The sequence below is a fragment of the Lacisediminihabitans sp. genome, assembly GCF_043726815.1.
Classification (GTDB): domain Bacteria; phylum Actinomycetota; class Actinomycetes; order Actinomycetales; family Microbacteriaceae; genus Lacisediminihabitans.
In genome coordinates, this window is sequence record NZ_JAYSJZ010000061.1 from 1 (window position 1) to 9,125 (window position 9,125).

Annotated in this window: 12 protein-coding genes, 1 tRNA gene and 1 pseudogene; 5 read left to right on the top strand and 9 right to left on the bottom strand. The window is 68.0% G+C overall.

Annotation, left to right across the window (positions count from 1 at the left end; translation table 11 throughout):
• From ACHZD8_RS08765 to ACHZD8_RS08795, 7 genes are all read right to left on the bottom strand, one after another.
• A partial coding sequence (locus ACHZD8_RS08765; RefSeq protein WP_394769876.1) for a TCP-1/cpn60 chaperonin family protein occupies positions 1-589 on the bottom strand: 589 nt, incomplete at its 3' end.
• A 125-nt stretch (positions 590-714) separates the two neighbouring features.
• Positions 715-1,773 (bottom strand): DUF3048 domain-containing protein, encoded by a 1,059-nt coding sequence (locus ACHZD8_RS08770; protein WP_394769878.1) that lies wholly within the window; start codon positions 1,771-1,773, stop codon positions 715-717.
• Positions 1,774-1,852: 79 nt separating this feature from the next.
• Entirely contained in the window at positions 1,853-2,059 is a 207-nt protein-coding gene (locus ACHZD8_RS08775; RefSeq protein WP_147781808.1) for a cold-shock protein, read from the bottom strand.
• A 235-nt stretch (positions 2,060-2,294) separates the two neighbouring features.
• Positions 2,295-2,864 carry a LytR C-terminal domain-containing protein gene (locus ACHZD8_RS08780; RefSeq protein ID WP_394769880.1) on the bottom strand — a complete coding sequence of 190 codons (570 nt, stop codon included), beginning with the start codon at positions 2,862-2,864 and terminating at the stop codon, positions 2,295-2,297.
• A 14-nt stretch (positions 2,865-2,878) separates the two neighbouring features.
• Positions 2,879-3,208, bottom strand: coding sequence for a DUF3263 domain-containing protein (locus ACHZD8_RS08785; protein WP_394769882.1), 330 nt, complete (start codon positions 3,206-3,208; stop codon positions 2,879-2,881).
• Positions 3,209-3,260: 52 nt separating this feature from the next.
• Positions 3,261-4,262 carry a DUF2332 domain-containing protein gene (locus ACHZD8_RS08790; RefSeq protein WP_394769883.1) on the bottom strand — a complete coding sequence of 334 codons (1,002 nt, stop codon included), beginning with the start codon at positions 4,260-4,262 and terminating at the stop codon, positions 3,261-3,263.
• Positions 4,263-4,286: 24 nt separating this feature from the next.
• Positions 4,287-4,745: a GNAT family N-acetyltransferase gene (locus ACHZD8_RS08795; RefSeq protein WP_394769885.1), complete on the bottom strand. Its 459-nt coding sequence runs from the start codon at positions 4,743-4,745 to the stop codon at positions 4,287-4,289.
• Between the two features lie 50 nt (positions 4,746-4,795).
• On the opposite strand from ACHZD8_RS08795, the gene msrB reads away from it, so the two are divergent.
• Entirely contained in the window at positions 4,796-5,218 is a 423-nt protein-coding gene (gene msrB, locus ACHZD8_RS08800; RefSeq protein ID WP_394769887.1) for a peptide-methionine (R)-S-oxide reductase MsrB, read from the top strand.
• A 7-nt stretch (positions 5,219-5,225) separates the two neighbouring features.
• Complete coding sequence (locus ACHZD8_RS08805) at positions 5,226-5,771, top strand: nitroreductase family protein (protein WP_394769888.1); 546 nt, start codon at positions 5,226-5,228, stop codon at positions 5,769-5,771.
• Here the strand turns inward: ACHZD8_RS08805 and ACHZD8_RS08810 are convergent.
• A complete protein-coding gene (locus tag ACHZD8_RS08810) occupies positions 5,740-6,735 on the bottom strand; it encodes a DMT family transporter (RefSeq protein WP_394769889.1) in 996 nt (331 codons plus the stop codon). The genes ACHZD8_RS08805 and ACHZD8_RS08810 overlap by 32 nt on opposite strands.
• 66 nt (positions 6,736-6,801) lie before the next feature.
• On the opposite strand from ACHZD8_RS08810, the gene ACHZD8_RS08815 reads away from it, so the two are divergent.
• Positions 6,802-6,875 (top strand) — tRNA-Thr (locus ACHZD8_RS08815).
• A 156-nt stretch (positions 6,876-7,031) separates the two neighbouring features.
• Here ACHZD8_RS08815 and ACHZD8_RS08820 read toward each other — a convergent pair.
• Positions 7,032-8,009, bottom strand: a pseudogene (locus ACHZD8_RS08820) (tyrosine-type recombinase/integrase); the annotation flags it as partial.
• Between the two features lie 233 nt (positions 8,010-8,242).
• Between ACHZD8_RS08820 and ACHZD8_RS08825 the strand changes: the two are divergent.
• Together ACHZD8_RS08825 and ACHZD8_RS08830 are read left to right on the top strand one after the other, a co-directional pair.
• Positions 8,243-8,572, top strand: coding sequence for a PadR family transcriptional regulator (locus tag ACHZD8_RS08825; protein ID WP_394769891.1), 330 nt, complete (start codon positions 8,243-8,245; stop codon positions 8,570-8,572).
• On the top strand, positions 8,569-9,125 hold a 557-nt coding region (locus ACHZD8_RS08830; protein ID WP_394769892.1), incomplete at its 3' end, for a hypothetical protein. The genes ACHZD8_RS08825 and ACHZD8_RS08830, both read left to right, overlap by 4 nt.

Genomic DNA, 9,125 nt, shown 5'->3' on the forward strand with positions numbered 1-9,125 from the left:
AGCCCTTGTCGAAGCGCATGCCCTCGGTGAGCTCGAGCTCGGTGCCGAAGGTGTTCGACTCCTCGACGGTGACGACGCCTTCCTTGCCCACCTTGTCGATGGCCTCGGCGATCAGGGCGCCGATCTCGGGGTCCCCGGCGGAGATGGAGGCGGTGGCCGCGATCTCTTCCTTGGTCTCGATCTCCTTGGCGCCGGCGACGAGCGCCGCGATGACGGCCGTGACGGCCTTGTCGATTCCACGCTTGAGGCTGATCGGGTCGGCGCCGGCCGCGACGTTGCGCAGTCCTTCGCGAACCAGGGCCTGGGCGAGCACTACCGAGGTGGTCGTACCATCGCCGGCGACGTCATCCGTCTTCTTGGCGACCTCTTTGACCAGCTCGGCGCCGATCTTCTCGTACGGGTCGTCGAGCTCGATCTCCTTGGCGATCGAGACGCCGTCGTTCGTGATGGTGGGAGCGCCCCACTTCTTCTCGAGCACGACGTTGCGGCCGCGTGGGCCAAGCGTCACCTTGACGGCGTCGGCCAGGATGTTGAGGCCGCGCTCAAGGCCGCGACGGGCCTCTTCGTTAAAAGCAATGATCTTTGCCATGTGTGTCTTTCGTCCTTCCGGGACGTCAAAAAAGCAACAGCTATTGGCACTCGCAATAGAGGAGTGCTAAACGATTCTGGCACTCTGACCCTGAGAGTGCAAGTGAGCAGACGGTGGCCGCGAGGCTACGCGGGGGCGACGAACGAGACGGATCCCGCCGAGGGAACGAGCTCGATCCAGGTGTTGCCCGCGGCAAGACGCACGGTGGCCCCCGTGCCGTCCACCAGGCGGATCGGATCCGTGGCAGACGCCTTCGACCAGGTGGCGTGCACGGTGCCTCCCCCGGACGAGATCCAAGCCTCGCCAGAACCGATCAGGTTGGTCTTGGGCACGTCGTGGTCGTTGGTCACGGTGACCCGGATCACCACGACGTTCGTGGCCGAGAGCTGCGCGCCCACGCCGTCCAGATCGGGCCCGCTGCCCTGCGAGCGGAGAAACGCGCGCTTGGCGGCATCCCAGGTCCAGCTGCCGTTCGTGACTCCGGAGAACGCGTAGTTGATCGAGGCGGTGCGCGCACCGTCTTTGGCCGCGGTGGACGACGGCACGTCGAGGGAGAAGGCGAATTGCTGCGCGGGCGCCGGGATGCTCGCGTGCTGGGCGAGAAGCTCCTTGGCCTTCACGAGCACGTTGTGCGGCGCCGCCTTGGTGGGAGTGCGGAAGAACGTGCTGGCGGTGTCGGCCTGGCCGTGGATGGCGTTGTAGACGGGGGTCTTGCGCATGAGGTCGACAAAGCGCTGCTGGCCGCCCGAGTAGCAGATGATGCCACCGAGCGGCGAGACGATGTCCGGGTCCATCGGACGGATCGAGCGCACCGGACCGAGCAGGTCGGGGATTGTCGACTGCCACACCGCGACGTAGCGGGTGAGGCCGCCCTCCACCAGTTCCTGGTAGACGAGGTCGGTGCTCTCGAGGCCGACCTGGGGCCGTGCCGCCGGGTGGTTGTCGATCTTGGCGGCGATCGATGCGTGGTCGAGGGAGCCCACCGGCACCGTCGTGCCGCGCAGCGGGGCGATCGCGGTGGGGGCGGGCGTGCGGTACCCGGAACTGAAACTCGGGGACGGGGCGTGGGACGGGCCGGTCTTCTCCGGCGCGCAGCCGGCGGTGCTGAGCGCGAGCCCGACGGCGAGGGTCACCGCCAGCAGCGACCGAGTGCGTGTGCGCGTTCGCGCCGAAGTGTGCCCCACGGCCACAGACTAACGCCGCCCGGGTGCCCGGGCGGCGTTAGTCTGTGCGCGCCCTCCGATCAGGATCGCGCGCGTCGTTCTACTGGGCCAGGCGCACCGACTCCGCCTGCGGGCCCTTGTTGCCGGTGCCCACCTCGAAGGTCACCTGCTGGCCCTCTTCCAGAACCTTGTAGCCGCCCATGTCGATGGCGGAATAGTGCACAAACACGTCCTGTCCGCCGCCCTCGACCGTGATGAAGCCGTAGCCCTTTTCAGCGTTGAACCATTTGACGGTTCCGTTCGCCATTGATAACTCCTTGCTGTGGTTCTCTACGGCGCCTGCGATGTTGCCGTGCACCGGGTCGCGATCCGAGTTCGGGTCCCACCCGGGTGGGAGGGGCAACCAATCCCAGATAATAACGACGATATGACGCCATCGGAATGAACATTCGGCTAACCGGCCGGCAATTTCGACAAAACGACGTTAATTAAACATCCGCGTAACACGGGGGCGCGATTTCGGCCCGGGCGGCCGGTTCGGATCAGCCGGTCGGCGTCTTGTAGTCGCTGCCGAGAACGATGGTGATGGGGGACTCGGTGTAGACCTTCGAGAGCAGGATGGTGCCGATCTTGAGAGAGGCGACGAGGGCTCGTGCCGCCCCCTCGTTGGCCGGGTCCGTGTAGTAGACGGTGGTCTTGACGACGTCGGGCTTCGCCGTGTTCGCCCGGCTGCCGATGTCCGCGGCCGCGCCGGCCCAACCCTCCTTGACGAGGCTGTCGCCGACCCGGTTCGCGAGTCCGGCCGTGGTGGTGCCGTTGAGCACCGTGATCGGCACCGCCGGGTCGAGCTTAGGAGCGGCGGTCGGCGTGCCAGTGGGGGTCGGCGTGGCGGTCGGGGTCTCGGACGCGGAGAGGAAGGGGAGGTCGATGGTGGACTTGCCGTTGATGACGGAGAGGGCGAAGAGGCCGCCGAGCACGAGGACGCCGGTGGCGAGGGCGGCCCAGGCGAAGCCGATCCAGCCGCGGCCCTTCTGTGCCGGACCGCGGTGGGCGCCCGTGCGCAACAGATCGTCTGGCACGCTGTCGAAGCGGTCTTTCGGGAATGTCGCCATGGTTCTTCCGATGCTTAGGGGTGGTCCGTCGCGGACTGGTCGCCCACTCTGCGGGCCGAACGCGCCTGCGTACGCGCGTCCCTCATCCGTTGCAGGCGCTTGACCAGCATTGGATCGAACACCAGCGAGCCTGGATCATCAAGCGCGGCGTTCAGTAACTGATAGTAGCGGGCCGCCGACAGGCCAAACTGTGCGCGAATGGCCTCTTCCTTGGCCCCGGCGTGCTTCCACCACTGGTGTTCGAACTCCAGAATGCGCTGCGTGCGCTCCGCAATCGCCGGCTCCGGACTCGCCGACTCCAGATTCTGCCGCGACGTGTCGCCAGGCTCAGCCGTCGCTCCCACTCGCACTCCTCGGATCACCGCAATCCTAGAACCCGCCGCTCCGACAACCCTGTTAGTGCGGTGGCCCGGCGTCGATTGCGGTGGGCGACTCCCCCGCGAACCAGTCGAGACTCTGCCCGTGCGGCCCGGTCCAGGCCAGTGGGCGCTCGTTGAGCGCGAGCACGAACCTGCCGGGGGGCCCGCCGTCCGCAGGAATGGCGGCCTGCACCGCGGGCAGCCCCCCGACCCCCTCGAGCGACACCCAGTCGACTCCGAGCGCACGCACGGTCTCGACGAATCGCATCCGCTCAGGCGCCGGAAGATAGACGAGCACGGCGCTCGCGACCACCACGAGGGTCGCGCCCGCCGGCGCCTCGGCGGCGAGCGCGGGGAGGGCGTCGATCGCGTCGCCACGCACGAGTCGGGGCGCATCGAGTCGCGCGATCGCGATCGCGGCGCGCAGGCGGTCCCGGCGCTCGTGCTGCTCCGGCCAGACGAGCGTCTGGAGCCAGAGGGTGTCCCCGGCATCGGACACATCGAGAGGCGCGAGGTCGATTCCGGCGCGCCAGGCGATCTCGGGCAGCCGGGTGGGCACCGGCACGAGGCCGTTCGTGGCGCACTCGAGCAGTACGGTGCTCGGGCCGTCGGACGGATGCAGCGGCTCGCCCCCGTCGTACCGGTAGCTGTAGCGGTCCGGGTAGAGGCACAGCCCGGCGCTCGCCCCCACCTCGAGCAGGGCGAGCGGACCGGGGATCATCGCGAGCGCCGGCAGCAGGCTCGCGCAGCGCCGGGCCTCGTTGGTCTGGGTGCTTCGGTGCGCGGTCTCCGCCGCGACCGACGGCCAGTGGTGCACCAGCCAGTCCCGGAACCCGGCGTACGGACCCTCCGGGGCACCGAGCAGGCGCGAGCAGGCGAAGACGAGGTTGGGCTGACGCTTCTGCAGCGGCAGCTGGTCGATCAGGGCCAGGACGGGGGCGTCCTCCGACACGGAGAGCGCCCACTCCTCATAGATCGCGGATTGGCCGCGCGCCTCGACCTCGCCGAACGTGCGGTACCACGACGCGGTGTCCCTCACCCGGCGGTTCTCACGGCGCGGTCCTCACGCGCCTGGCCGATACATGGAGAGGTGCGGGAGGCCCGCCTCCACGTAGACGGCGCCGAACGGTTCGAAGCCGAACTTGGCGTAGAGCGGAGCTATGTACTCCTGGGCGTGCAGCAGCATGGCGTCGTGGCCGTGCCGCTCCACCGCCTCGGCGAACAGCACCTGCGCGAGTCCCTCGCCGCGCCGGTCGGCACGCACCACCACTCGCCCCACGATGCGGTGGGCGTCGCGGTGCGAGGCCTCGTCGTCCCAGAGCACCCGCAGGTAGGCGGCGGCGCCCCGGTCATCCGCGATCCAGAGGTGCTCCGTCGTGGGCTCCTGGTCGCGGTTGTCGAGCTCCTCCTCGTCGATGCGCTGCTCAACGAAGAAGACGTCGGTGCGGAGCTTGAGGATCGAGTACAACTCGTCAGTTGTGAGTTCGCCCCACGACTTGCGGACTACGGAACATTCGGGCACGGTGCCGAGTTTAATGAGTCGAACGGTCTTTTCCGGAAAGGAACCATCCCATGAGCAATCACACCACCCCGACGAGCTTCCCCGTGGCGAAGTCGGAGGCCGAATGGCGCCAGGAACTCGACCCCACCCGCTACGCGATTCTGCGCGAGGCAGCGACCGAGCGGCCGTGGTCCGGCGCCCTCCTCGACGAGAAGCGCGCGGGCGTCTACACCTGTGGCGCGTGCGGCGCCGAGCTGTTCCCCAGCGGCACCAAGTTCGACTCCGGATCAGGCTGGCCGAGCTTCTACGCCTCCATCAACCCGGATGCCGTGATCCTCAACACCGACAAGAGCCTGGGCATGACCCGCACCGAGGTGCTCTGCGCCAACTGCGGCTCGCACCTGGGGCACCTCTTCGACGACGCGTACCAGACGCCCACCGGCGACCGGTACTGCATGAACTCGCTCTCCCTCGGCTTCAAGGAAGAGAAGTAACCGCCGAATGACGGTGCTGGATGCCGTGGGGCGCCGCCGCTCCTGGCCGCGGGTGACCGGCGACGCGCCCGGCCACGACGAGCTCCTGCCGCTCGTGGCCGCGGCCGGCACGGTGGCGGACCACGGCGCCCTGCGGCCCTGGCGTCTGATCGAACTTCGCGGCGACGCGCTCGAGCGGCTCGGTGCCGCGTTCGTCGAGGCGTCAGGCACCGAGGGCAAGGCGGCGGAGACCCTCGCCGGCAAGCCGCTGCGCGCCTCGCTGCTCCTCGCGATCGTGGTCACCTACCGGGCCAGTCCGAAGGTGGCCGAGTGGGAGCAGGAGGCCGCGGCATCCGGTGTCGCCCACATTCTGAGCCTGCTTCTCGCCGAGGCGGGCTGGGGCGTGATGTGGCGCACGGGCCACCTCACCCGCTCCGAGCCGGTGCGGCGACTGCACGGGCTCGCCGACAACGAGCAGCTGCTGGGCTGGCTCTACGTGGGCGGGGTCGCCGACGGCGGCCGGGACGTGCGCACCGAGCGCATCAACCCCGAGGAGTTTCTGACCTCGCTCTGAGCCGCCGGGAGGGCACGGCCGCGATGGCCACGGCCACGAGGGTGAGCAGGGTGCCGCCCACGGTCGACGCCTCGATCACGTGCCCGCGAATGGGCAGGAAGGCGTCGAGCGCCAGGGACATCACGAGCTGGCCGGCGATCGAGCCCAGCCCGAGCAGCAACACCCCGGTGGTGCGCACGACGACGACCGCCCCCGCGATGAAGAGCGTGCCGATGAGGCCGCCGGTGTACAGCCACGGATTGCTGGGGAAGTGCGTGGGCCAGCCGACGATCGCCTCGTGCACGGCACACGCCGCGAGCAGCACGGTGGTGCCGGCCAGAAAGTTGAGGAACGTGGCCGTCATCGCCGACCCGGCGACGATGCGCACCTGGCCGTTGACCGCCTGCTGGCCGGCGATGCCGAGCCCGGCGGCGAACGGGAGCAGCAGCATCCACGGCGGGATGTCGGTGACGAGCTGGGCCGACACCGCCCAGCCGACTGCGACGAGGGCGAGGGCGGACCCGATGAGTCTGGTCACGGTGATCGCGGCGGGAGGGGTGGCACCGATTCCTCGACGGTCGATGGCGAGCCCGCTGATGGTCTGGCCGGACACGACCGCGACCGTGAAGAGGGCGACGCCGAGCGTCGCGCCGGTGAGCCCCTGGGAGAGCACGAACAGGCCGCCGGCGACTCCCCCGGTGACGTACCACCAGGGCGTGCTGCGCGCCCGCACGGCCGAGGCGACCCGGGCGAGCCCGCGGCGGCCCGGGCGCCAGACGGCGAGCGCGACGAGCAGGATCACGAACCCGGAACCGAACGAGATCACCGAGCTGAGATAGCCGTCGCCGAGACTGCGGCCGAGCTCGCTGTTGATGCGGGACTGGGTGGCGGTGAGGATGCCGACCACGATCGCCCCGACGACCCCGGCCACCACCGTGAGCCGCCGACGGCGCAGCAGGGCGGCGGGCGCGGACGTAGTGGTCATGATCGCCTCCCACGCTAACGTGATCGCGGGGCGCGCAGCGGCAGCCAGTAATATGGGTTCTCGTTCGCCCCCTTAGCTCAGTTGGCCAGAGCACCGCTCTTGTAAAGCGGGGGTCGTCGGTTCGAATCCGACAGGGGGCTCCCCGAAAACCGCTGATCAGAGGCCGGTTTCTTCAGACTCAGGGCCATCGCGTTGACCTCCGCGGGCCGTTTTGCCCACGTTTTGCCCACGCTCAAACGGGCCGCTGTGGCATTCAGAGCGACCGCGACGCTGTCCAGGTCCTCGTCGAACAGGTCGCTGTAGGTATCCAGCGTCTCCTTCGCAGAACTGTGCCCGAGCATCCGCTGCAACGCCTTCACGTTGGCGCCGGCCGATACGGCCAGGCTCGCGCAGGTGTGCCTCAGCTCGTGCGGAGTCAGGCCCGGGATGCCGATGCTCTCCGCCGCGTCATCGAACCATCCGCGACGGAACGTCCGGTTGCGCAGCACCGCGCCGGTCTTGGAGCTGACGAACACGTGGTCGCTCTCGCCCTTGCCGTCCACGTGGATCGCCAGCTGTTCGAGGATGCATGCGGGAACGGGGATGGAGCGCTCCTCGTAGTCCTTGGTCGTGGACTCCTGGAGGTAGCCGTTCACCTCGATCATCGTGCTGTGCACCTCGAGGCGGCCTCGGAGGAAGTCGAGGTCGCGCACGCGCAGACCGGCCAGCTCACCCCACCGCAGGCCGGTGTACGCGAGCACCAGCACCAACAGCCCGAAGCCTTCCCCCGATGACTTCGCCTCGACGGCATCGGCGAGGGCCGCGACCTGCTCGTGGGTGAGGAACTTCTTGCGATTCTTGATCTGCTTCGGAAGCTTCAGCCTCGACGCGGGATTGGCCGGCAGTCGCCCGTCGTCGACGGCGAGCTGCAGCCCGGCCGAGAGCACGTTGACGATCTTGCGCACCGAGCCGGGACTCTGGGTCGAGCTGAGTTTCGACGCCCACTGCTGCGCCTGCAGCCGCGAGAGATCGGCAAGCGCGAGATGGCCGATGGTCGGGATGATGTGGATCCGCACGACCCCCTGCACGCGGTCCAGCGTCGACGGACGAAGGTCAGACCGGCTGTCGACCCACGACGTCATCCACTCCGCGATCGTGACGCGTGCCCTGCTGGGGTCGATGTAGCGCCCGGTGCTCTTCGCGACCTCGACCGACGCGAGGAACAGCTCCGCGTCGCGTTTCGTCTTGAACCCGCGCTTGTCCGTCTGGCTGTTCCCCGGCTTGCGGTATCGCACGCGGTACCGGCGGCCTCGCGATGTCTCGTAGGGACTGACACTGCCCAATTGGCTACCTCCGATTTCCTGCTGATCTCAGTAAACCGCGGGCATGCGACACTTCGGCGCCTCGCAGTCGGCGAGGGCTCGCGGGCAGTTCCACAGTGAAGTCGAGCCCGAGATTCTCTCTTTCGCATGGCTGACCCCCTCACTGGGGTGCGCGAACGCTATCTCTATATAGGTAGCTTTGCCGTATGGAATCACTTTCGCGTGTCACACCCGCAACCATCGATGTCCTTCGTGTGCTCAGTGATGCGACCGATCCCTGCTGGGGTCTTCTCGTCATCAAATCCAGTGGCCGCCCGGCTGGGAGTGTTTATCCGATCCTCGAACGTCTCGAGTCGTTGGGATGGGTGACGTCGTCGTGGGAGCTCGATGACGCAAGGCCAGGGCCGCGCCGCCGCTATTACGAACTCACGGAAGATGGCTCCCGAGCTGCTTCCGCTACTGTCAACCGTTTTGAAGAGCGGTCACGGCCCGTCGTCGCCCCTCGTGCCGTGACGCCGTCGGTCGTGTTCGCATGAGCCGCTCCGCAACCGCAGCAGTCCGCATCGCTGCCGCGTTTCTGCCCAGGGAGTTGCGGGTCCGCTACGGCGAGCAGTGGATAGGAGATCTGCGGGACGCCTCCGAAGTCGGAGTCAGCACGGTTGAGATCGCGCGAGGCTCACTCGCCTTCGCCGCGACGTATACCCGCCCCCTTTCCAGCTGGGCACACATCTCGGACCGCACGGCCGCACTCTGGGTGCGGGTCGCCGTCGCGTTGTCGTTCAGTTCTGCGATCATCTCGATCAGCGAAAACTCGATCTTCGCGACTTCGTCCGGGCCCGACTCCTCCAGCGCCGCCGGGCTTGTTGTTCTCGCCTCGATTCAGTTGCTCGCCGCGTTTATGGTGCTGGCTCCCCTTCTCTCCCTGCTTGTGGTGTTCACTAGACGAGGAACCGAGAGCCGACTACGACTCTCCGTCGGCCTGCTCGCGGTAGCAACCGTTCTCCCAATGACACGACCAGGGATCGACAGTCTTCTCGTGCCCGAAGGCGACTTTTACACTAGCCCGGGAACCGTGGTCTTCCCGATTGC